This is a genomic window from Xanthomonas sp. F4 (genome assembly GCF_011761895.1).
In genome coordinates, this window is record NZ_JAASQX010000002.1 from 786863 (window position 1) to 810375 (window position 23513).

Genomic DNA, 23513 nt, shown 5'->3' on the forward strand with positions numbered 1-23513 from the left:
CAAGTGACATCAGCTGTCCGGAAGCGGACGACGGCCGCAACGGTTGCAACCGGCGAAGGGCACAACGCAAAAGCGTGTCGCACGACACCCACCACACCGCGACGATCGACCACGGATGTGCCCGTGCGCGCCTCGCACGAGCACATCCGGGAGCGGCCGGAAAACTAGGCAATCGAACTACGCACGCAACCGGGCGGCTTCGAACGCATCCAGAGTCCCGTTGCGACCACGACCTGCGCCGTCACCTCGCACCTCAGGCGTCGCGCGCGTCCTTTAAGGCATCTGGATCACGGTCCGAGGGCACGCACGGCACCAGCTCCAGCACCTCGGCGGCATCGGCCCTTCCGACGAGGTTGCCTTGCTCGTCGACCTGATACGGCATATCGGCTTCCACGCCTTGCTCGCCGGTCGTGACCACGAGGTTGGTGTAGCGCTCGCCGTCCCAGCAGCGGAAAATGAGCGTCGAATTCTCCCCGCCGGTCAGCGTCGAACCCAGACTGCCGATGAGCCTGCTGCGAGCGCCGGCGGTCAAGACGCTGTTCTTGCCAGCAGTCAGCTTGCTGCGGTCGCCGGCCATCAGCGTGCTGTCGTCCCCGGCGGTGAGCTTGCTCCTGTCGCCGGCGGTGAGATGGCTGTTGCGTCCGGCCAACAGTTTGCTGCGATCGCCGGCGGTTTGGGTACTGTCGGCACCGGCGATCAGCTTGCTGCGGTCGCCAGCGGTCTGCACGCTTTCGGCACCGGCAATCAGGGTGCTGCGAGACCCCGCCGTCTGAGAGCTGCCTTTTCCTGCGATCAGCATGCTCTTGTGGCCGGCGATCTGGATACAGTCATGGCCGGCGATCAGCGAGCTACCGTAGCTGGCGATCAAGTTGCTGCCGTAGCCCGCCGTCAGGAAGCTGCGCACGCCACTGGTCAGGTTGCTGCCGTAGCCGGCGATCAGCGAGCTGTCCTGCCCGGCGATGCCGGTGCTGCCGTAGCCCGCCGTCAGCGAACTGCTGTGTTCGGCCATTTGGGTACTGCCGTAGCCGGCGGTCAGGGTGCTCTCGTACCCGGCGGTCTGGGAGCTGCCGTAGCCGGCGATCAGCGTGCTGGCGTAGCCGGCGATCTCGGTACTCCCGTAGCCGGCGGTCAGCGAACTGTTCTGCTGCGCGGTCAGCGAACTGCCGTATCCCGCGGTCAACGTGCTCTCATAGCCGGCGGTTTGGGTACTGCCATAACCGGCAATCAACGAACTGTCGTGGCCGGCGGTCGAGTTGCTGCCATAGCCCGCGGTCAGCGTACTGTTGTAGCCGGCGGTTTGCGTGCTTCCATAGCCCGCGGTCAACGTGCTGTCGTAGCCCGCCATCGAGGTGCTACCGTAGCCGGCGGTGAGGGAACTGCTCTCCCGAGCGGTCTGGGTGCTGCCGTAGCCCGTGGTCAGGCTACTGTTGTAGCCCGCGGTCTGGGTGCTGCCGTAGCCGGCGATCAGCGAACTGTCGGCGCCGGCAGTGCCGGTACTTCCATAGCCGGCAGTGATATCGCTGCCATGCCGCGCCGTTTGCGTGCTGCCGTAACCGGCCGTCAACGAGCTGTCGCTGCCGGCGGTCTGCGTGCTGCCATAGCCGGCGATCAGCGTGCTGTCCGCACCTGCAGTGCCGGTACTGCCGTAGCCGGCGGTGACGTCGCTGCCCTGGCGCGCTGTCTGCGTGCTGCCATAACCGGCCGTCAGCGAGCTGTCGCTGCCGGCGGTCTGCGTGCTGCCATAGCCGGCAATGAGCGTGCTATCCGCACCCGCGGTGCCAGTACTTCCATAGCCGGCGGTCACGTCGCTGCCCTGCCGAGCGGTCTGGGTGCTGCCGTAACCCGCCGTCAGCGAACTGTCGCTGCCGGCGGTCTGCGTGCTGCCATAGCCGGCGATCAGCGCGCTGTCCGCGCCCGCGGTGCCGGTGCTGCCGTAGCCGGCGGTGACGTCGCTGCCCTGCCGCGCGGTTTGCGTGCTGCCGTAACCGGCCGTCAGCGAACTGTCGCTGCCTGCGGTCTGCGTGCTGCCATAGCCGGCAATCAACGAACTGTCGGCGCCCGCGGTGCCGGTGCTGCCGTAGCCGGCGGTCACGTCGCTACCCTGCCGAGCGGTCTGGGTGCTGCCGTAACCGGCCGTCAGCGAGCTGTCGCTGCCGGCGGTCTGCGTGCTGCCATAGCCCGCAATCAGCGAACTGTCGGCACCTGCGGTGCCGGTACTTCCATAGCCCGCGGTCACGTCGCTACCCTGCCGCGCGGTCTGGGTGCTGCCATAACCGGCCGTCAGCGAGCTGTCGCTGCCTGCGGTCTGCGTGCTGCCATAGCCGGCAATCAACGAACTGTCGGCGCCTGCGGTACCGGTACTGCCGTAGCCAGCGGTGACGTCACTGCCCTGCCGCGCGGTCTGGGTGCTGCCGTAACCGGCCGTCAGCGAACTGTCGCCGCCTGCGGTCTGCGTGCTGCCGTAGCCCGCGATCAGCGTGCTGTCGTGACCCGCCGTGGAGGTGCTGCCGTAGCCGGTGGTGAGCGAACTGTCTTGCTGCGCCGTCTGCGTGCTGCCGTAACCGGCCGTCAGCGAGCTGTCGCTGCCAGCAATTTGGGTGCTGCCGTAGCCGGCGATCAACGTGCTGTCCGCGCCAGCGGTGCCCGTGCTGCCATAGCCGGCAGTGACGTCGCTGCCCTGCCGCGCGGTCTGCGTGCTGCCGTAACCGGCCGTCAGCGAGCTGTCGCTACCCGCGGTCTGAGTGCTGCCGTAGCCGGCGATCAACGTGCTGTCCGCGCCAGCAGTGCCGGTGCTGCCATAGCCGGCAGTGACGTCGCTGCCCTGCCGCGCGGTCTGCGTGCTGCCGTAACCGGCCGTCAGCGAACTGTCGCTACCCGAGGTCTGCGTACTGCCGTAGCCGGACGTCAGGCGGCTGCCTTCCTGCGCCGTCTGGGTACTGCCATAGCCCGCAATGAGCGTGCTCCTGACGGCGGCGGTCTGGGTGCTGCCGTATCCGGCAAGGATGGAACTGTCGGATCCCGCGGTTCCGGTGCTGCCATAGCCGGCGATCAGATCGCTGTGGTCGCCGGCGGTTTCGGTACTGCCGTAGCCAGCGATCAGCCGGCTTTGGTCGGAGCCGGTGAGCGTACTGCCATAGACACCTGTTTCGGTCTTCCTTGCGACGGCGTCGTGGCGCGATGCACCAGGATTCGCCGCGATGACCGCGGCAACCGGGGCGACCGGTGTTGCCAAGTGCGGCGGGGTGGGCCAGTTGGGCTGGGTTCCCTGGGTTGCCTGGGTCGCCCGTGCAGACAGCGCCACCCCTGGGCTCGGCACGTCCGGCGATTCGGCGGACACCGCTGCCTGACTTGCCATCTCGTAGAACTGGATGTTGTGCGCAATATAGTCCAGCGCCTCGTTCCGATTCCCGACAAGCAGCACGGCCGCACGCGGGAACTTGATCAACCCCTCCTCTGGCAACTGCAGCGCGTCGCCGGCGTCGACTTCACAGACGACCCAGCGGGCATCGGCATGCGCACTCAGATGTGCCCAGTCCCCTCTTCCCCACAACAGGCCCGTCAGGCCGTTCTCGTGCAATCTGGACGGTTTCCAGTATCTGCATTCCACATAACCCGATATCGGCCAGATCAAGCCACAGTGATCGGCCATATTGTTGGCACATGTGCGCAACGCCAAAATCTTTCCAGTGATCATCGCATCATCCTCTTATGGGCATGAAAAACAGGATGTTTTCCCAGGACGAATCCGCGACCTGCAACGGAAAACGCTGCTGCATCGCATCCACTCCGGCTGCGAAGGTCAATGGGCATGGCCACCGCCAGAGACGCCTGGCGAGGTACCTGCCGCATTTCCACGAAATGGGCGTGCGTCGTAACCGCAAAGCCACGCCGCCGCCTGGCAGAATCCGGATCTTGGCCTGGCCGCATGTTCGATCGGCTGCGCCGGCCCACTTCATGGAAACAACCTGCAGCGTCGGATCCGGAATTCTCACGGATTGAGACAGGGAAAGACTTCCGCGCGCCAAACGCACTAAATCGCTACTGGATCACTTACCACGGGAAAGTATTAAAATTATATTTCCACGCGACGAGAATTGATTATCAATTTCCGCGTGCTTCTGTTAACGCAAAAAAAAGACCTACTTGTTTCCGGAGCGACGGAGCTGGAGGCGCGCAAGCGCAACGCGCTTTTCCAGATGGTGCGATGACCGCCCGCTGCAGATATGCCGGCAGTGCACACTTACCAATGTCGATATCCAAAGCCGGCCACCCGGTCGGGAGCGGACTGCAGCACGCCCGCGGCGAAGCCGACGTCGCAGCGTGCAGGTATTGGGAGGTATCTGAAGTAGCTGCCGCTTCGTGCTCAATGCGGCAGTTGTGCGCGACCTGCGGCAGTCAGCACCGCCAGCTCGCGCTCGCCCGCCCGTTCCACCCGCACCCAGCCCGGCCCCGCCTGCCCGGCGAGTTCGGCATCGCCCAGCCAGGCCAGGGTGCGCAACAACACGCTCATGCGCACGTCCAGCCGCTTGCACACCCGGGCCAGGGCCATGCCCTCCGGCGCCTCGGCCAGCAAGGGCAGCAGGCGCGCGGTCAACGCTGGATCAGCGGACAAGCGCCACACCGATGTCGCGCGGGGCGGCCGCGGTGGCGTCGGCCAGATGCGCGGTGACCACCACCGGAATCGACTTGGAGGTGGGCGTGCGCGCCTCGTCGGCGAAGCTGGACAGGGGCACCAGCGCATTGGTCTCCGGGTAGTAGGCGGCCAGGCAGCCGCGCGGGATGTTGTACTCGACCAGCATGAAGCGCTTGGCCTGGCGCGGCACGCCGTCCTCGCACAGGCTGTGCAGGTCCACCCAGTCGCCCGCCCGCATGCCCAGGTCGGCGATGTCGGCGGCGTTGATGAACAGCACCCGGCGCTCGCCGAACACGCCGCGGTAGCGGTCGTCCAGGCCGTAGATGGTGGTGTTGTACTGGTCGTGCGAGCGCGTGGTGGCCAGGGTGAACACCAGCTCGCCCGGATGCTGCCGGCGCGCGCGGTGGATCGGGTTGTCGGTGGGCACCGCATGCGGCTTGAACACCGCGCGGCCCTCGGGCGTGTCCCACACGCGATCGCGTGCGCCATTGGACAGGCGGAAGCCGCCCGGCACCCGCACCCGCGCGTTGAAGTCGGCGAAGTCGTCGAACATCTGCGCGATCAGGTCGCGGATGCGATCGTAGTCGGCCACCAGCCAGCGCCAGCGCACCGTGCTGCGCGCACCGAGCGTGGCCTCGGCGAGGCCCGCCACGATCGCCGGCTCGGACAGCAACTGCGGCGAGGCCGGCGGATTGATGCCGCCGGACAGGTGCACCATGCTCATCGAATCCTCGACGCTGACGTGCTGCGGTCCGCCCTCCTGGATGTCGATCTCGGTGCGGCCCAGGCACGGCAGGATCAGCGCGTCGCGCCCGTGCACCAGGTGGCTGCGGTTGAGCTTGGTGGTGACGTGAACGGTCAATTCGCAACGGCGCAGCGCGCGATGGGTGGCATCGGTATCGGGCGTGGCGGTGGCGAAATTGCCGCCCATGGCGAAGAACACCTTGGCGCGACCGTCGGCCATCGCCTCGATCGCACCGACCGTGTCGTAGCCGGGCGCGCGCGGCGGGGCGAAGCCGAACACCTTCTGCAGCCGGTCCAGGAACGCCTGTGGCGGCTGCTCGTAGATCATCATGGTGCGGTCGCCCTGCACGTTGCTGTGGCCGCGCACCGGGCACAGGCCGGCGCCGGGGCGGCCGAGGTGGCCGCGCAGCAGCAGCAGGTTGGCGATCATCTGGATGGTCGCCACCGAATGCTTGTGCTGGGTGATGCCCATGCCCCAGCAGGCGATCAGCCGCTCGGCCTTGAGGTAGATCTCGCCGGCCTTGCGCAGTGCGGCCTCGCTCAGCCCGGATTCCTCGACGATGGTGTCCCACGGCTCGGCAGCGACCTCGGCGGCGAAGGCCTCGAAGCCGGCGGTGTGGCGGTCGATGAACTCCATGTCCAGCAGCCGCGGCTGGCCGCCACTGGCCGCCTCGGCATCGCGCTCCAGCACATGCTTGATGATGCCCTTGACCGCGGCCAGGTCGCCGCCGATCTTCAGCTGGAAATAGTCCGAGGAGATGCGCGTGGAGCCGTTGTGCAGCATCTCCAGCTTGTCCTGCGGATCGGCGAATTTCTCCAGGCCACGTTCGCGCAACGGGTTGAACGAGACGATCGCCGCGCCACGTTTGGCCGCCTGGCGCAGTTCGCCGAGCATGCGCGGATGGTTGGTGCCCGGGTTCTGGCCGAAGATGAAGATGGCATCGGCCAGCTCGAAATCCTGCAGCGAGACGGTGCCCTTGCCGACCCCGATCTGCGCCTTGAGCGCAGTGCCGGACGGCTCGTGGCACATGTTGGAGCAGTCCGGGAAGTTGTTGGTGCCGAACTCGCGCACGAACAGCTGGTACAGGAACGCGGCTTCGTTGCTGGTGCGGCCGGAGGTGTAGAAGATCGCCTCGTCCGGCGAGGCCAAGCCATTGAGGTGCTGGGCGATCAGCGCGAACGCCGCATCCCAGTCGATCGGCACGTAGTGATCGGTGTCGGCGTCGTAGCGCAGCGGCTGGGTCAGCCGGCCCTGCCCTTCCAGCCAGTAGTCGCTGTAGCGCGCCAGTTGCGCGACGCTGTGCTGGGCGAACAGCTCCGGGGTAGCGCGGCGTGCGGTGGATTCGGCGGCCACCGCCTTGGCGCCGTTCTCGCAGAACTCGAACGTGGAGGTGTGGTCGCGGTCGGGCCAGGCGCAACCGGGACAGTCGAAGCCGTCGGGCTGGTTGGCGTGCAGCAGGGTCTTGGCCCCCTGCACCGCCACGTCCTGCTCCATCAGGTGCTTGGCCACGGCGCGCAGCGCGCCCCAACCGCCGGCCGGTTGCGTGTACGGCTGGATGGTCTTCTTGCTCATGCGGGCTCTCCGGCGGGTTCGGTCTGCGCTAGGCGCTGCGGATGGCTGTAGACGACGTAATCGTGATCGCGGGCGAAGCCGATCAGGGTCAGGCCGGCGCTGTCGGCGAGCGCGACGGCCAGCGCGGTGGGTGCGGAAATGGCGGCCAGCAGCGGGATGCCGGCCTGTGCCGCCTTCAGCGCCATCTCGTAGCTGGCGCGGCTGGTCACCACGGCAAAGCCGGCGCCGGGATCGAGACCGGCGCCGACCAAGGCGCCGATCAGCTTGTCCAGCGCGTTATGGCGGCCGACGTCTTCGCGGATCAGGTGCAGTTCGCCCTGCGCATCGGCCCAGGCGGCGGCATGGGTGGCGCCGGTCAGCGCGTTGAGGGTCTGCCGCGCGCGCAAGGCACGCAAGGCGCGGGCCAGCGCCGCGGCCGCAATGGGCTCCCCGGCCGGCACGGGCCGCGGCGTGCGCAGCACCGCCTCCAGCGACTCGCTGCCGCACACCCCGCAGCCGCTGCGCCCATCGAGGTTGCGGCGCCGCGCCTGCAGGGCGGTGGCCTGCGCCGGCGGGATCCGCAGGCGCAGCGACACGCCCTCCAGATAGGTCTCCACCGCCTCGATGCGCAACTGCGCCGGCGTCTCGACGATGCCCTCGCTGAGCGAGAAGCCCAGCGCGAAATCCTCCAGGTCTTCCGGCGTGGCCATCATCACCACGAACGGCGTGTCGTTGTAGGCGAACGCCACCGGCACCTCGGCCGCCACCAGGTCCTGGGCGATGGTCGTGCGCCCGTCGCGATGGCGGCGCACGCCGCGCGCGACCGCACCTGGCCTGGATGACGCACCCGAATACATCGCGATTCTCCGGACTCAGTGGAACAGCACGAACGCTTTCTGCAGGGTGACCCAGATGCCCCACAGCATCGGCAGCCCGACCGCCAGCCAGGCCAGCGCCAGCAGCAGCGGATTGCCGCCGCGACCGACCAGCGCCAGCTGCGCCGCATCCGGCGACGCCTGCCCGCTGCGGCCGACCCGCTCGTGGGCCAGCAGCTTCTCCGCGGCCAGCTCCTCCGGGGTCATGAAGTGCCTGGCCGCCACCGGCCGTACCAGCAGGTTGCAGATCAGGCCCAGCACCAGCATCCCCGCCAGGATGTACATGGTGGTGTTGTACACCTGTGAGGGCGGCACGCCCATGCCCAACTGGTACTCGCGCATGTAGCCGACCACCACCGGGCCGAGGATGCCGGCGGTGGCCCAGGCGGTCAGCAGGCGGCCGTGGATGGCGCCGACCATCTGCGTGCCGAACAGGTCGGCCAGGTACGCGGGGATGGTGGCGAAGCCGCCGCCGTACATCGACACGATCACGCAGAAGATGCCCACGAACAGCGCAGTGCCGCCGAGCTTGCCGGCCCACGGCGCCGCCGCGTACAGGGCGATGCCGAGCACGAAGAACAGCGAGTAGGTGTGCTTGCGGCCGAGCTTGTCGGACATGCTGGCCCAGAAGAAGCGCCCGCCGATGTTGAACAGGCTGAGCAGGCCGGTGAAGCCGGCGGCGATGGCGGCGATGGCGGCCAGTTGCGTGGGATCGAGGCTGGCGAAGCCGGCGTTCATGCCGATCAGGCGGCCGCCGAACACCTCCTGCAGCATCGGCGAGGCCATGCCGATCACGCCGATGCCGGCCGACACGTTCAGGCACAGCACGCCCCACAGCAGCCAGAACTGCGGGATGCCCCAGACCTTGCGCACGTGCACGTGGTGGGCGGTGATCATGGCGTTGGCGCTGACGGTCGGCGCGCTCCAGCCGGCCGGGATCCAGCCGCTGGGCGGCACCCGGTAACCGAACGCGCCGGCCATCATGAACACGAAGTACAGGCCAGCCATGACCAGGAAGGTTTCCTTCACCCCCACCGAGTCGGGGCCGGCGAAATGCCGCATCAGCGCGTCGGCCAGCGGGCTGCCGATCATCGCGCCGCCGCCGAAGCCCATGATCGCCATGCCGGTGGCCATGCCGCGGCGGTCCGGGAACCACTTGATCAGCGTGGACACCGGCGAGATGTAGCCCAGCCCCAGGCCGATGCCGCCGATCACGCCCGAGCCCAGCCACAGCAGCCAGATCTGGTGCAGGTGGATGCCCAGCGCCGAGATCACCAGCCCGCCACACCAGCACAGCGCCGCGACCACGCCGGCCTTGCGCGGGCCGGCGCGTTCCAGCCAGCCGCCCCACAGCGCCGCCGAGCAACCCAGCAACACGAAGAACAGCGTGTACATCCACTGCAGTTCGCTGATCTTCCAGTCGCAGCTGGCCGAGACGATGCGCGCCAGGAAGCCCATGTCGGCCGGGCAGGCCACCGCCTCAGTGATGCCCAGCGCCTTGGACAGCGGCAGCCAGAACACGCTGAAGCCATAGGCCATGCCGATGCACAGGTGGATCGCCAATGCCGCAGGCGGCACCAGCCAGCGGTTGAAGCCCGGCCCGGCAACGATGCGTTCCTTCGAGAGCAGGCCGGCACGATCGGTCGGCGCGGAACCGGCAACGCGGTGCAAGTCGTTCATCTGGTGTCCCCTCGGATGCGTCGGCGCCCTGGGTGCGGATGACGTGCCGGCGGCCTCTGCACGATGCCGCCTGCGAACGGCCCGCCGACGCGCGACCGCACGCGCCGAGCGTAGTACAAAATGCGCAGTGGTGCCGCGCCATCGGCCGGAAGTGTGCGGCTCGCCAATCCTTGTGCGGCGCACGACCGCCGGGCACGGCCCCCGCCGATCCGCCAGCGCACGCGACGTCGGCCAATGCGCGATTCCGCCGGAGCCTGCCCGGTCGGTTAGGCTTGCGCCCCCTTGCCTGCGAAATCGTCCCATGCCCCTTCCCTACCGCTTCGGCCTCGCCGCCAGCCTGCTGCTCGCCAGCCACCTCGCCCACGCCGCCGCACTGCCCACCGATGTGCTGCGTCAGGTGCCGTCCGGCTACCAGCCGCTGGCGCAGTTGCAGGCCGATCTCGATGGCGACGGCCGTGCCGACTACCTGGTCGCGTTGCAGCAGCGCGGCGAAGCGCAGCGCGATCCGGCCCCGGCACGACCGCTGCTGATCTTCGTGCAACTGGCAGACGGCCACTACCGGCTGGCGGCGCGCAACGACCATGTGATCCTCAAGCGCGACCAGGGCGGCCAGTGCGATCCGTTCGATCCCGACGAGGATCCGTTCGCCGCCAAGGGCCGCTACTTCACCGTGCAGAACGGGGTGTCCTGCGGCCAGCACTGGACCGACTTCATCACCTTCCGCTACGACCCGCAGCGCAAGCAGTGGCTGTTCCACAAGCGCATCCAGCAGCGCTGGGAAATGAACCCCAATCCCACGCCCGACGCCGAGGCGCTGGTCAAGGACGGCGACAAGGTGCAGTCGGCCGATCCGAAGCATCCGGTCGGCTTCGCCGACTACGTCCCGCGCTGAGGCGGGAACGCGCCATCGGCAGGCCGCGCCGTCGTTATCGACACGCGCGGCCTGTCCAAGTACCGAAGCGGCGACGCACCGCCACGGTGGCGCGTCATCGCCCTCCGTGCATGCGGCTTGCCCCGATGCTGTGTCACGCGCCGGTCCCGGCGCCGCACGAATGCCGCGTCCGAATGCGGCCAGCACGCCGTCGCGGTGACCGGCACGCTGCGCGCTCCAATCCGCTCCTGGAGCGCCCATGTCCAGCTTCCGTTGTGTCGGCCTGCCGGCCGCGCCGTTCGCCGCCCTGTTCGACCTCGACGACGCCCAACTGCAGGAGCGCCACGCGCAACGGCTCCACGCCGACAGCGCGCTGGGTTATCCCTGCAGGATCAGCCTGGAGGACGCACGGCCCGGCGAGGAACTGCTGTTGCTGCACTATCTGCATCAACCCGCGCAGACGCCGTACCGCGCCGCCGGCCCGATCTACGTGCGCCGCCATGTCGTCACCGCCGCACCGGCGCCGGGCGAGGTGCCCGATGCCATCGTCCGCCGCCTGATCTCGCTGCGCGGCTACGATGCCCGCGACATGCTGATCACCGCCGACGTGCAACCGGGCGAACGCATCGCCACCGCGATCGCCTGCGCCTTCGCCGACCCGCAGGTGCGCTACCTGCACCTGCATCATGCGCGGCAAGGCTGTTTTGCGTGCCGGGTGGAGCGGGAGCCGGGATTGGGGAGTCGGGATTGGGGATGATTGGCTGTACTGCGACCTGGAGCACCGCTGTCGTTTCGGGAACACCGCCGTCGTTGTAGGAGCGGCTTCAGCCGCGATGGCGTTACCAGAAACGCCTGTCGCGGCTGAAGCCGCTCCTACGACATCCGCGCCCGCAGCTGCGCTTTTGACCAATCCCCAATCCCGACTCCCCAATCCCCGCTAACCACCCAGATTGATCCAGGTCGCCTTCATCTCCGTGTACTTGTCGAAGGCATGCAGCGACTTGTCGCGGCCGTTGCCCGATTGCTTGTAGCCGCCGAACGGGGCGGTCATGTCGCCGCCGTCCCAGTAGTTCACCCACACGCTGCCGGCGCGCAGCTTGCGCGCCACGCGGTGCGCGCGGCCGATGTCGCGGGTCCACACGCCCGCCGCCAGGCCGTAGTCGCTGTCGTTGGCCATGCGCAGGGCGTGCGCCTCGTCGTCGAAGGCGATCACCGACAGCACCGGGCCGAAGATCTCCTCGCGGGCGATGGTGTGTTCGTGGCCGACTTCGTCGAAGATGGTCGGCTCCACGTAGCAGCCGCCGGGCACCACCTCCACGCGCTTGCCACCGAGCAGCAGGCGCGCGCCTTCGGCGTTGCCGCGGGCGATGTAGTCGAGCACGCGGTGGGTCTGGGTCTCGTCCACCAACGCGCCCATGGCCGCGTCGTCGTCGAACGGATGCCGCGGCTGCAGCGCGCGGCCGGCGGCGACCACGCGCTCGACGAAGTTGTCCTTGATCGAGCGCTCCACCAGCAGACGCGAGGCCGCGGTGCAGACTTCGCCCTGGTTGTAGAAGATCGCCGCGGCCGCCGCCTGCGCCGCCTGCTCCAGGTCCGGCGCATCGGCGAACACCAGGTTCGGGCTCTTGCCGCCGCATTCCATGTAGGCGCGCTTCATGTTCGACAGCCCGGCGCACTGCAGCAGGCGCCGACCGACCGCGGTGGAGCCGGTGAACACCAGCCCGTCCACGTCCATGTGCAGCGCCAGCGGCTCGCCAGCGCCCTTGCCGAAGCCCGGCACCACGTTGAACACGCCGTCGGGTATGCCGGCTTCGGCCACCAGCTCGGCCAGGCGCAGCGCGCTCAACGGCGATTTTTCCGACGGTTTGAGCACCACCGAGTTGCCCGCGGCCAGCGCCGGCGCGATCTTCCACGCCGCCATCAGCAACGGGAAATTCCACGGCACGATCGCGCCGACCACGCCCAGCGGCTCGCGGGTGATCAAGCCCAGTTCGTCCTGCCCGGTCGGCGCCACTTCGCCGTACAGCTTGTCCACCGCCTCGGCGGTCCAGGACAGGCAGCGCACCGTCGCCGCCAGGTCGACCCGGCGCGCATCGCGCACCGGCTTGCCCATGTCCAGCGACTCCAGCAAGGCCAGTTCGTCGGCGTGGCGTTCGACCAACTGGGCCAGCGCCAGCAGGGTCTTCTTGCGCTGCGCCGGCTTGGCCTGCGACCAGTGCCCGGCCTCGAAGCTGCGCCGTGCCGCGGCGACCGCGCGGTCGATGTCCTCGGCCTCGCCCTCGGCGACGCGGCCGAGCAGGCGGCCATCGATCGGGCTGATGCAGTCGAAGGTCTTGCCGCTGGCGGCATCCACATAGCGGCCGTCGATGAAGGCCTGGGTCCGCGGACGCAGCGTGTCGGCCATCGCCTGCCAGGCGTCGCGGGTGCGGGGTGCGGTCATCGGGAACTCCTGCTGCGAAGGAAGGATCGGAAGAACGCGACGGCCAGCGGCGGCGCGGTGCGCATGCGGCTCAGAACGTGGCCGGCGTATTGGCGCTGACCAGCACCGCGGTCTCGCTGCCGACGTTGCGGAACCGGTGCGGCACCCGGCTCTCGAAATAGTAGCCCTCGCCGGCGCGCAGCACCCGCACCTGGCTGCCGACGGTGATCTCCACTTCGCCGGCCACCACCACCCCGCCCTCTTCGCCGTCGTGCACCAGCATCGCACTGCCGGTGTCGCTGCCGGGCGGCATCACCTCGCGCAGGATGCACATCTGCCGCTGCGGGCGATGCTGCCCGACCAGGTAGTAGTGGATGCCGTCACTGCCGACGTCGGGCAGTTCGTCGGCGCGGTAGAACGGCGCATCGGCCGCGCCGGCGTCCAGGTCCTGGGTGAAGAATTCGGCCAGCGAGATCGGGATGCCGTCCAGCACCTTCTTCAGCGAACTGACCGACGGGCTGACCTTGTTCTGCTCGATCAACGAGATGGTGCTGTTGGTCACGCCCACCCGCTTGGCCAGCTCACGCTGGCTCAGGCCGTGGGCGGTGCGAACCCGGTGCAGGCGGGCGCCGATATCCATCGCGAATGGGAATCGCCAGTGGCGGTGTTGCCGGATACTTTACACACCCGCCCCAGGCGGTCAATTTCGCGCGCCGCGCCCGTGTTGCGGCGCAACCAGGAAACGTCAGCAGCATTCGCGCGAACGGCGACACGCCGAGTCACACCCGGCGCGCCGGCATGGTGTAAAGTTTTTTCAACATCCCTCGCGTGGAGCCTGCGATGCGCCCTCAGCCGCCCCTCTCGCCCCAGGCGCTGTCCGACCACTACGCCGCGCAGGCCACCCGCGAGCCGGACACGCTGGAGGCGTTCTGGATGCCGTTCACCGCCAACCGCCAGTTCAAGGCACGGCCGCGGCTGCTGGCCTCGGCCGAGGGCATGCACTACCGCAGCGTGGACGGGCGCCAGATCCTCGACGGCACCGCCGGGCTGTGGTGCTGCAACGCCGGTCACGCGCGGCCGCGCATCGTCGAGGCGGTGGCGCGGCAGGTCGCCACGCTGGATTTCGCCCCCACCTTCCAGATGGGTTCGCCGTTGCCGTTCGTGCTCGCCGAACGACTGGTGGAACTGTCGCCACCGGGCCTGGACCACGTGTTCTACACCAACTCCGGCTCCGAGTCGGTGGACACCGCGCTGAAGATCGCACTGGCCTACCACCGCGCCCGTGGCGAGGGCCAGCGCACCCGCTTCATCGGCCGCGAGAAGGGCTACCACGGGGTCGGCTTCGGCGGCATCTCGGTGGGTGGCCTGCCGAACAATCGCAAGGCGTTCGGTCCGCTGCTGCCCGGCGTGGACCATCTGCGACACACGCTCGATCTGGAGCGCAACGCATTCTCGCGCGGTCTGCCGACGCATGGCGCGGAACTGGCCGAGGACCTGGAGCGGCTGGTGACGCTGCACGATGCATCCACCATCGCCGCGGTGATCATCGAGCCGATCTCCGGCTCGGCCGGCGTGGTGCTGCCGCCGCACGGCTACCTGCAACGCATCCGCGAACTGTGCGACAAGCACGGCATCGTGCTGATCTTCGACGAGGTCATCACCGGCTACGGCCGCGTCGGCCACGCCTTCGCAGCGCAGCGCTTCGGGGTGACCCCGGACATGATCACCACCGCCAAGGGGCTGACCAACGGCTGCGTGCCGATGGGCGCGGTGTTCGTGTCCCACGCCATCCACGAAGCGTTCGCGCACGGCCCGGCCAACGCCATCGACCTGTTCCACGGCTACACCTACTCCGGCCATCCGCTGGCCTGCGCCGCGGCGCTGGCGACGCTGGACACCTATGCCGAGGAGCAACTGTTCGACAAGGCGATCGAACTGGGCCCGGTGTGGGAGGAAGCGATCCACGCGCTGCGCGATCTGCCGCACGTCATCGACATCCGCAACTTCGGCCTGATCGGCGCGATCGAACTGGCGCCGCGCAAGGGCGCGCCCGGCGCGCGCGCCTACGAGATCTTCGAGCGCTGCTTCCACGAGGGCGACCTGCTGATCCGCGTCACCGGCGACACCATCGCGCTGTCGCCGCCGCTCATCGTCGAGCCCACCCACATCGAGCGCATGTTCGCGGTGCTGGCGGACATGATCCGCAGCACGCCCTGACCCCGCCCTCACCCACCAACCCACCGCCTGCGCTCCCCACGCGCCGCGTCTGCCTGGAGAACCGCTCATGCTGGTCGGCGTTCCGAAAGAGATCAAGAACCACGAGTACCGGATCGGGCTGACCCCGTCCGGCGTCCGCGAACTGGTGCTGCACGGCCATCAGGTGCTGGTGCAACGCGGCGGCGGCCAGGCCATCGGCCTGACCGATGCCGACTACGAACGCGCCGGCGCGCGCATCGCCGAGGATGCGGCCAGCGTGTTCGCGCAGGCCGAGATGATCGTCAAGGTCAAGGAACCGCAGCCCGAGGAATGCGCGCTGCTGCGCCCCGGGCAATTGCTGTTCACCTATCTGCACCTGGCGCCGGATCCGCAGCAGGCCGCGGCACTGCAGCGCTCCGGCTGCACCGCCATCGCCTACGAGACCGTCACCGACGGCCACGGCGGCCTGCCGTTGCTGGCGCCGATGAGCGAGGTGGCCGGACGCATGGCGATCCAGGCCGGCGCGCATGCGCTGGAGAAGGCGCAGGGCGGCTCCGGCGTGCTGCTCGGCGGCGTGCCCGGGGTCGCGCCGGCGCAGGTGCTGGTGATCGGCGGCGGTGTGGTCGGCATCAACGCCGCGCGCATGGCGATGGGCCTGCACGCGCGCGTGACCGTGCTGGATCGCTCGCTGGAGCGGCTCAAGTACCTGGACGAACTCTACGGCCAGCAGCTGACCACGCTGTACTCCACCCGCGATGCGATCGAGCAATGCCTGCCGCACACCGACCTGGTGATCGGCGCGGTGCTGATCCCCGGCGCGGCCGCGCCCAAGCTGGTGTCGCGCGCGCAACTGGCGCTGCTGCGGCCCGGCTCGGTGCTGGTGGACGTGGCCATCGACCAGGGCGGCTGCTTCGAGACCAGCCACGCGACCACGCACCAGCAGCCGACCTACGAGGTCGACGGCATCGTCCATTACTGCGTGGCCAACATGCCCGGCGGCGTGGCCCGCACCTCCACCTTCGCCCTGACCAACGCCACCCTGCCGTTCGTGCTGCTGCTGGCCGAACACGGCCTGCAGGCGCTGCGCGACGATCAGGACCTGCGCAATGGCCTCAACGTGCATGCCGGCAAGCTCACCCACCGTGCGGTGGCGCAGGCGCTGGGCCAGGACTTCGTGCGGCCGCTGGACGCGCTGGGCTGACGGTTGCCTGTGAGGCCGGGAATGAAGAATCGGAAATAGGGAATCGAAAAAGCACCGCAGCGCGCGCATTTGGCAATCAGTCAGCCGCATCGCTTGCTGTTGCTGTTGCTGTTGCTGTGCTGTTGCCAATCCCGATTCCCCACTCCCGATTCCCGCCCCACGCCCCGCCGCATCGCAACACATGCAGCCGGAGCCGGGTGTAGCCTTGCGCCACCCCGGCACCCGGCTGGGGCCACCGCAGCCACAGGAGACGCTCCATGATCAAGGTCAGTGTGATGTACCCGTACACACCAGGCGCCCGCTTCGACCATGCCTATTACCGCGACACGCACATGCCGCTGGTGCAGGCGCGCATGGGCGCGGCCTGCCGCGGCTACACGGTCGACAAGGGCCTGTCCGGCGGCACCCCCGGCAGCGATCCGACCTATGTCGGCATGTGCCATATCTTCAGCGACTCGGTGGAGGCGTTCCAGGCCGGCTTCGGCCCGCACGCGGAGGAGATCCTCGCCGACATCGCCAACTACACCGACCTGACGCCGGTGATGCAGATCAGCGAGGTGGTGGTGGGGTGAGGCTCGCGGCGCGAGCCGAGATTGGGCATTCGGGATTGGGGGATTGGCAACAGCACGCAGATTTGCGCATTTGCAAATCCCGAATCCGCCAATCCCCAATCCCGGCCCTCTACAATGCCGCCCCCACTGCCACACCGTGCCGCCCCGTTGATGAACATCGTTGTCAAAGAAGACCTCAAGGCCTACATCGATCCGCTGACCGCCGACGAGTACGCCGCCCTGGAACGCAGCCTGCTGGCCGAGGGCTGCCGCGATGCGCTGGTGCTGTGGGGCGACATCCTGGTCGACGGACACAACCGCTACGGCATCTGCCAGAAGCACGGCCTGCCGTTCCAGACCGTGCAGAACACCCGCTTCCAGTCGTTGCAGGACGTGCACCTGTGGATGATCGACCAGCACCTGGGCCGGCGCAGCGTCTCCGATTTCCAGCGCGGCGTGCTGGCGCTGCGCAAGCGCGAGATCCTCGCCGAGCGACGCGCCGCTGCGGCCGCTGCGGACGCACCGGCTGCCGACGTCGCCGACCCGGAAGCTGCCGCCGAGGCCGCGAGCGATACCGACACACCGCCTTGGGCCGACGCACCGGCACCCTTGAGCCGCGCCGAGCTGGCGCGCGTGGCGCGGCTCAGCAACAGCCAGGTGGTGCAGATCGAGAAGATCCAGAAGCAGGCCGCCGCCGAGGTGGTGGAAGCGGTCAAGTCCGGCGCGATCTCGATCAATGCCGCCGCGGCGGTGGCCAGCCTGCCCGAGGAGGAGCAGCGCGCCGCGGCCATGGCCGGCAAGGACGAACTGAAGCAGGCCGCCAAGCGCGCCCGCGAGTCCAAGCGCAAGCCGAAGCAGGCGCCGCCGGCCACGTCCGATGACACGGCCCCGGTCCCGGCAGCGGATGCCGATGGCGACGCGACGCTGGCGCTGCGCCAGCGCGTGGCCGATCTCGAAGCCGAGAACCAGGCGCTGCGCGAGGAAGTGGCGGCGCTGCGCGCGCAGTTGCCGGACTGATCCACACGCAGGCCGTCGGCGCCCCGGTCTACCGCCGGGGTTGTCGCGGCCATGCAGCCGCGCTCACCGCGCACTGCGTAGACTCGCCCGCATGAGCGCGTCTCCCAACCTCACCCTGCCCCCCGATCCGCGCCGCGCGCAGCTGCGGCGGATGAAACTGCTGGCCGCGCTGTTGCTGCTGGCGATGCTCGGCGGCTTCCTGCTCAGCCATGCCATGGGCCTGCACGGCGTGTGGGCCTGGGTCGGCGCGTTCTGCGAAGCGGCCACGGTCGGCGCGCTGGCCGACTGGTTCGCGGTGGTGGCGCTGTTCCGGCATCCGCTGGGCCTGCCGATTCCGCACACCGCGATCATCCCGCACAGCAAGGCGCGCATCGCCGACAGCCTGGCGGTGTTCGTGCGCGACCAGTTCCTGGAACCGGGCGCGCTGCTGGCCAAGCTCAACGCCTTCGATCCCGCGGCGCGGCTGGGCCAGTGGCTGGCCGAACCGGCGCAGTCGGCACGGCTGGCCGATCTCGCCCGCGGCTGGGCGCTGCAGGCGTTGGACCTGCTGGACGAGGCCGCGGTGCGGCGCCGCATCCATGGCTTCGTGGTGGCGCGACTGCGCGACTGGGATGCGGCCGCCACCGCCGGCGAGCTGCTCGGCCTGCTGACCGCCGATGGCCGCCACCAGGCGCTGCTGGACGAAGCGCTGACCCGGCTCGGCCGGCACCTGGACGATGCCGCGGTCAAGCAGCGGGTGTCGGCGATGATCGTCAAGTACGCGCGTCGCGAGTGGCCCAAGCTGGTGGGCACCGTGGAATGGGTGAAGCCGGTCGAGGGCATCGCCGACACCCTCGCCGAGCGCCTGGCGCACGCGCTGCTGGAGGAACTGCAGGACGTGCTGTCGCAGCCGCAGCATCCGCTGCGCCAGGACTACGAGCGCTGGCTGGGCGGCTATGTGCAGCAACTGCGTGGCGACCCGGCCACCGCCGCCAAGGTGCAGGCGATGAAGCAGCGCCTGATCGAACACCCCGGCGTGCAGGAGTACGTGCAGGGTCTGTGGGACCAGATCCACAGCGCGCTGCGCGAGGACCTGTCGCGTCAGGATGGCGCGCTGGTGCAGCACCTGCAGCGCGCCCTCGGTGCGCTCGGCCAGTCGCTGGCGCAGGATCCGGCCCTGCGCGAAGCGCTCAACCAGCATCTGCTCGGCGGCGCCGAGCGGCTGACCCAGCGCCTGCGCAGCGGCGTCACCGAGCACATCGCACAGACCGTGAAGGGTTGGGACGAACGCCACCTGGTCGAGCAACTGGAACTGAGCGTGGGCCGCGACCTGCAGTACATCCGCTTCAACGGCACCCTGGTCGGCGGGCTGATCGGCCTGGCGCTGCACGCTGCCGTCACATTGCTTGGCTGAGCGTGGATGGCGAGGATGCAATGCCACGCTTGCGCGGTCGACCACGCGCCGACACGCGATGCGAGGCAGACACAGCGTGCCGCGGACCGCTCGCCCGCGACACACCGTGCCATCCACGCAGCAAGGTGTAGACACGCCGAGGCTCTTTCGTCGCCAGGGCTGGCGTGACCGCAGCACCCGCGCTAGCGTTGGGGCACGGCCCGCGGAACGTTCGCCATCACTGTGAACGCCATTCCGCAATCGGTCGGGGGAAAGCCGATGCGCGTGCCGAATGCGCGTTCGCCAAAGGAAGGGGAGCATGTCGAAAAAACGCCGGACACCCGTCGCCGGTCCTGCGCGACTGGCGCGGCTCGCCGCCCTGGCCGTGCTGGCCATCGGGTTGCTTGCCGCGCTGCTGATCGCGCACGGCGTGCAACAACGCAACCGCGCTCAGGCGCAGGCGCGGTTCCAGCAACTGGTCACGCATGTGACCAGCGATCTGCGGCAACGCCTGGACGTGTACGAGCATGGCCTGCGCGGCGCGCGCGGCGCGGTGATCGCGGCCGGCGGCGAGCGCATCTCGCGCGAGCGCTTCGCCCGCTACAGCGCTTCGCGCGACTACCTGCGGGAGTTTCCCGGCGTGCGCGGCTTCGGCTACGTGCAACGGGTGGCGCGTGTTGACGAGGCCGCGTTCCTGCAGCAGGTGCATGCCGACGGGGCGCCGTCGCTGCGGATCGGCGAACTGGCTCCGCACACCGGCGACCGCTTCGTCATCGTCTACATCCAGCCGACGCGGTCCAACAACGCCGCGGAGGGCTTCGACATCGCGTCGGAGCCGAGGCGGCGCGCGGCAGCGATCGCCGCCGCGCGCTCGGGCGTTCCCACGATCACCGCGCCGGTGCAACTGGTGCAGACGCCGGGCAAGGGCAAGGGCGGCTTCCTGCTGCTGTTGCCGCTGTACCGCGAAGGCCTGCCGCTGCAGACCCCGGAACAACGCTGGCAGGCCACCACCGGCTGGGCCTACGCGCCATTGAGCATCGCCGAGGTGCTGGCCTCCTCCGACGACCACAGCAACGCCGTGCGCCTGAGCCTGGCCGACAGCCAGACGCCGACACAGCCGTTCTACCGTGATGCCGCCCCTGCGCCCGCGGCCGACGCCCCCGCCGCCGAACGCAGCGTGCAGGTCTATGGGCGGCAGTGGCGACTCGGCGCACAGGCCACGCCCGGCTTCGTGCGCTCGCTCGACCAGCCCTCGCCGCTGCTGGCAGGCGTGCTGACCGCGGGCATCGCGCTCCTGCTCGCCTCCCTGCTCTATGTCTTCTTGACCAGCCGGCGCCGCCGCGACCTGATCTTGAGCGAGCAGAGCCAACTGGCAGCCCTGGTCGCCGGCACCAGCGAGGCGATCGTTGCCGAAGACCTGCAGGGCCAGATAACCCACTGGAACCCTGCGGCGACGCGCATCTTCGGCTACACCCCGGAGCAGGCCATCGGCCAGCCGCTGCAGCAGTTGCTCGGCGCGCGGATCCGCGATCCGGCCGACAGCGGGGACGGAGTGCGCGAGCTGCGTCATCGCGACGGCCACACGGTCAGCGTGCTGGCCAGCGTTTCGCCGATCGTCGGGACCGGTGGCGACATCATCGGGCATTCGCACCTGCTGCACGACGTCACCGAGCAAGTGCGCGCGCAGGCAAGGGTGCTGGAGCTGAACGCCACGCTGGAGCAACAGGTGGCCGAACGCACCACCGAACTGGTCACCTATTCGGCGCTGCAGCGCGCGATCCTGACCAACGCCGGCTACGCGATCGTCGCCACCGACCCGGACGGCGTCATCACCTTGTTCAACCCTGCCGCCGAAACCCTGCTCGGCTACGCCGCGCACGAAATGATCGGGCGCAAGGCCACCGGCCTGTTCCTGGACGCGGAACAACTGAGCGCGCGCGCCGAGCGCATGGCGGCGCAATCGGGCATGCCGGTGCAGCCCTCGTTCGAATCGGTGGCGGCGCTGTCCACGCTGGGACGCAGCGATACCCGCGAGTGGACTTACCTGAGCAAGGACGGCCATGCCTTCCCGGTGCTGCTCACCCTGAGCACGCTGCGCGACGACGACGACCGGGTGATCGGCTACCTCGGCATCGCGGTCGATCTCACCGAGCAGAAACGCCGCGAGCGCGAGCTGCGGCTGGCCATCGACGCGGCCGAGAGCGCCAACCAGTCCAAGAGCGACTTCCTGGCCAACATGAGCCACGAAATCCGCACGCCGATGAACGCGATCCTGGGCATGCTGTACCTATTGCGGCACAGTGCCCTGTCGCAGGCGGCGCAGGACATGATCCAGAAGATCGAGCTGTCCGCGCGCAACCTGCTGGAGATCATCAACGACATCCTCGACTTCTCCAAGATCGAGTCCGGGCGCATCGACCTAGAATCGGCGCCGTTCGATCTCAACGAGTTGCTGGAGAACATCGCCGCGCTGATGACCTCGGCGACCAGCGCCAAGCCGGTGGAGATGATCGTCGAGCCACTGCCGCCGGGCTGCCGCTGGCTGCGCGGCGATGCGCTGCGCCTGAACCAGGTGCTGATCAACCTGGTGGGCAACGCCATCAAGTTCACCGAACAGGGCGAGGTGGCGTTGTCGGTCCGTGCCTTCCCCGGTGCCGAACCGGGCAAGCTCAAGCTGCTGTTCTCGGTGCGCGACACCGGCATCGGCATCCCGCGCGAAAAGCAGAGCCTGATCTTCTCGCCGTTCCTGCAGGCCGACACCTCCACCAGCCGCCGCTACGGCGGCAGCGGCCTGGGCCTGACCATCAGCCGGCGCCTGGTGGAGCTGATGGGCGGGCAACTGGAAGTCCAGAGCGCACCCGGCCAGGGCAGCGATTTCTACTTCGTCATTCCGTTCGCGGTGGCGCCGGCGCCGGCCGCCGATGCCGAACCGGCGCAGGCGCGGCGGGTGCTGATCGCCGACGACCACGATCTGGTACGACGCAGCCTGACCGACATCGCCAACGGCTTCGGCTGGCAGGTGGAAGCGGTGTCCAGCGGCACCGCCGCACTGGCCGCCGCCGCGCCGGAACGCGCCGAGTTCGACGTGATCCTGCTGGACTGGCGCATGCCGGACCTGGACGGGCTGAGCGTGGCCCAGCGCATCCGCGCGCAATCGGCGCCGGACCGGCAGCCGATCATCGTCATGGTCACCGCCTACGAGCGGCGCATGATCCAGGAGCAGCAGCCTGGCGTCGCCGACGTGGATGCGGTGATGACCAAGCCGGTCACCGCCTCGGCCCTGCAGCGCACCATCGCCATGCTGCTGGCGCGCCGCAACGGCGAGATGCCCGCGCCGCAGACCGGCGACGGCATCGTGCGCCTGGCCGGGGCGCGCTTGCTGGTGGTCGACGACAGCGACATCAACCGCGAGGTCGCGCAGCGCATCCTCGAAGGCGAAGGCGCACTGGTCGATCTGGCGCAGGACGGCGCACAGGCGTTGCAGCGGCTACGCCGCGATCCCGGCCGCTTCCACGTGGTGCTGATGGACGTGCAGATGCCGACCATGGACGGCTACGAAGCCACCCGGCAACTGCGCGCCGATCCGGACCTGGCCGCCGTGCCGGTGATCGCCCTCACCGCCGGCGCCTACCGCCAGCAACAAGAGATGGCGCTGTCCAGCGGCATGAACGGCTTCATCGCCAAACCGTTCCAGGTCGACGAACTGATCGCGATCATCCGCCGGTTCCTGCCGCCGAACCTGACCCCGCTGCCGCTACTGCCGCTTGCGCCGCCACCGTCCGCGCTGCCGGCGGACGAATGGCCGGCCAGCGAGCCGGCATTGCTCGATACCGTCCAGGCGCAGCGGCTGTGGGGCGAGCGCGATCCGTATCGGCGCTATCTGCTGAAGCTGTTGCAGGAGTATCCCGATCCGGCGGCGAGCGTGCGCACCCTGCTGGAGGCGCAGCGGCCGGCCGACGCCCTCTCGCTGGTACACAAGTTGCGCGGTTCGGCCGGATCGCTGGCGTTGCCTGCGTTGAGCGTCGCCAGCGCCGCACTCGAAGAGCGGTTGGGCACGGCGCCGACGCAGGCCGAGGCGGAGATCGCCGCGTTGGCCGCAGCGATGGCCGACACCACTGCAGAAGTGCTGCGCTTCGCCGATACCATCCCGGTCGCGACGGCACCTGCGCCAGCATCCGACGCAAAGGTGGACCCGGCGACGCTGCAGGCGTCCTGGTACCAGGTGTTGCAGGCGCTGGACAGCGACGATCCGGACCGCATCGACCACACGCTGCGGCAACTGGCGCCCGTCCTGCCGGCGGCGCAGGCCGCCGAGCTGCAGCAGTTGCTGGAGAATTTTTCCTTCCGCGATGCCGAGGCCAGAATCAGGCGATGGCTGGCCGATGCACACGACTGAGCGCGC

Annotated in this window: 13 protein-coding genes and 2 pseudogenes; 8 read left to right on the forward strand and 7 right to left on the reverse strand. The window is 69.1% G+C overall.

Annotated features, from left to right (window positions below; genetic code table 11):
* Nucleotides 1–253: 253 nt before the first annotated feature.
* The 5 genes and pseudogenes from FHR66_RS11350 to FHR66_RS11370 form a co-directional block, all read right to left on the reverse strand.
* Nucleotides 254–3151 (reverse strand): annotated as a pseudogene (locus tag FHR66_RS11350) (beta strand repeat-containing protein); the annotation flags it as partial.
* A 1212-nt stretch (nucleotides 3152–4363) separates the two neighbouring features.
* Nucleotides 4364–4612 (reverse strand): hypothetical protein, encoded by a 249-nt coding sequence (locus tag FHR66_RS11355; protein ID WP_160965817.1) that lies wholly within the window; start codon nucleotides 4610–4612, stop codon nucleotides 4364–4366.
* Entirely contained in the window at nucleotides 4602–6950 is a 2349-nt protein-coding gene (locus FHR66_RS11360) for an FdhF/YdeP family oxidoreductase (RefSeq protein WP_160965815.1), read from the reverse strand. Before FHR66_RS11360 ends, FHR66_RS11355 begins: the two co-directional genes overlap by 11 nt.
* Nucleotides 6947–7792: a formate dehydrogenase accessory sulfurtransferase FdhD gene (fdhD, locus tag FHR66_RS11365; protein ID WP_456361755.1), complete on the reverse strand. Its 846-nt coding sequence runs from the start codon at nucleotides 7790–7792 to the stop codon at nucleotides 6947–6949. Before fdhD ends, FHR66_RS11360 begins: the two co-directional genes overlap by 4 nt.
* A 9-nt stretch (nucleotides 7793–7801) precedes the next feature.
* Complete coding sequence (locus FHR66_RS11370; RefSeq protein ID WP_160965811.1) at nucleotides 7802–9484, reverse strand: OFA family MFS transporter; 1683 nt, start codon at nucleotides 9482–9484, stop codon at nucleotides 7802–7804.
* Nucleotides 9485–9785: 301 nt separating this feature from the next.
* Between FHR66_RS11370 and FHR66_RS11375 the strand changes: the two genes are divergently transcribed.
* Both FHR66_RS11375 and FHR66_RS11380 read left to right on the forward strand, forming a co-directional pair.
* Entirely contained in the window at nucleotides 9786–10376 is a 591-nt protein-coding gene (locus FHR66_RS11375) for a hypothetical protein (RefSeq protein ID WP_160965809.1), read from the forward strand.
* 238 nt (nucleotides 10377–10614) lie between these two features.
* Nucleotides 10615–11112 carry a DUF1203 domain-containing protein gene (locus tag FHR66_RS11380; RefSeq protein WP_160965807.1) on the forward strand — a complete coding sequence of 166 codons (498 nt, stop codon included), beginning with the start codon at nucleotides 10615–10617 and terminating at the stop codon, nucleotides 11110–11112.
* A 180-nt stretch (nucleotides 11113–11292) separates the two neighbouring features.
* On the opposite strand, the gene FHR66_RS11385 is transcribed toward FHR66_RS11380, so the two are convergent.
* Together FHR66_RS11385 and FHR66_RS11390 are read right to left on the reverse strand one after the other, a co-directional pair.
* Nucleotides 11293–12795, reverse strand: coding sequence for an aldehyde dehydrogenase (locus FHR66_RS11385; protein WP_160965805.1), 1503 nt, complete (start codon nucleotides 12793–12795; stop codon nucleotides 11293–11295).
* Between the two features lie 70 nt (nucleotides 12796–12865).
* Nucleotides 12866–13414 carry a cupin domain-containing protein gene (locus FHR66_RS11390; protein ID WP_019796740.1) on the reverse strand — a complete coding sequence of 183 codons (549 nt, stop codon included), beginning with the start codon at nucleotides 13412–13414 and terminating at the stop codon, nucleotides 12866–12868.
* 188 nt (nucleotides 13415–13602) lie between these two features.
* Between FHR66_RS11390 and FHR66_RS11395 the strand changes: the two genes are divergently transcribed.
* From FHR66_RS11395 to FHR66_RS11420, 6 genes and pseudogenes are all read left to right on the forward strand, one after another.
* Nucleotides 13603–14991: an aspartate aminotransferase family protein gene (locus FHR66_RS11395; RefSeq protein ID WP_425612924.1), complete on the forward strand. Its 1389-nt coding sequence runs from the start codon at nucleotides 13603–13605 to the stop codon at nucleotides 14989–14991.
* A 67-nt stretch (nucleotides 14992–15058) separates the two neighbouring features.
* On the forward strand, nucleotides 15059–16171 hold the full coding sequence (gene ald / locus FHR66_RS11400) for an alanine dehydrogenase (RefSeq protein WP_160965801.1): 1113 nt from the start codon (nucleotides 15059–15061) through the stop codon (nucleotides 16169–16171).
* Between the two features lie 257 nt (nucleotides 16172–16428).
* Nucleotides 16429–16743, forward strand: a complete 315-nt coding sequence (locus tag FHR66_RS11405; RefSeq protein ID WP_160965799.1) for an EthD family reductase — start codon at nucleotides 16429–16431, stop codon at nucleotides 16741–16743.
* A gap of 150 nt (nucleotides 16744–16893) precedes the next feature.
* Nucleotides 16894–17577 (forward strand): annotated as a pseudogene (locus FHR66_RS11410) (plasmid replication/partition related protein); the annotation flags it as partial.
* Nucleotides 17578–17830: 253 nt separating this feature from the next.
* Nucleotides 17831–19132 (forward strand): DUF445 domain-containing protein, encoded by a 1302-nt coding sequence (locus FHR66_RS11415; protein ID WP_425612923.1) that lies wholly within the window; start codon nucleotides 17831–17833, stop codon nucleotides 19130–19132.
* 298 nt (nucleotides 19133–19430) lie between these two features.
* Entirely contained in the window at nucleotides 19431–23507 is a 4077-nt protein-coding gene (locus FHR66_RS11420) for a CHASE domain-containing hybrid sensor histidine kinase/response regulator (protein ID WP_160965795.1), read from the forward strand.
* Nucleotides 23508–23513 lie beyond the last annotated feature (6 nt).